Genomic DNA, 397 nt, shown 5'->3' on the forward strand with positions numbered 1-397 from the left:
TGGGTGAGCAGCTTTTCCTTCTCCACGGAATAGCGGTAGGTTTCCTTCAAAAAAATGGCGAAAAAGAGCAAACACAGGAACAGACAGGTGACCATGAGCGCGTCCATCGTCTCACACCTTTATATTGGTTACTTTTCGGACCAGCACATAGGACAGGATCGTTCCCAGGATAAACACGCCCAGCAGGATCAGTCCGAAGCCGGAGAACAGCGGATCGATAAACCCCTTGTTCATCGTGTTCATCATCAGCACCAGGGCGATCGGCATGATCGGTACCAGAATGGAGACGTAGCGCTGTTCGGCGGTCATCGTCTTGATCTCCTGGTTGACGATCCGCCGATCCTCCAGCGTTTCTGCCATCTCCTGCAGCACTTCGCTGAGGTTCCCTCCGGCGCGC

General features: G+C 53.9%; 1 protein-coding gene. It reads right to left on the reverse strand.

All coding sequences use genetic code 11. The features are described 5' to 3' along the window. Window positions 1-111: 111 nt before the first annotated feature. A partial coding sequence (locus tag LD028_RS13905; protein ID WP_237812099.1) for a type II secretion system F family protein occupies window positions 112-397 on the reverse strand: 286 nt, incomplete at its 5' end.

The organism is Anoxybacillus sp. LAT27 (genome assembly GCF_022030075.1).
GTDB classification, from domain to species: domain Bacteria; phylum Bacillota; class Bacilli; order Bacillales; family Anoxybacillaceae; genus Anoxybacillus; species Anoxybacillus kestanbolensis.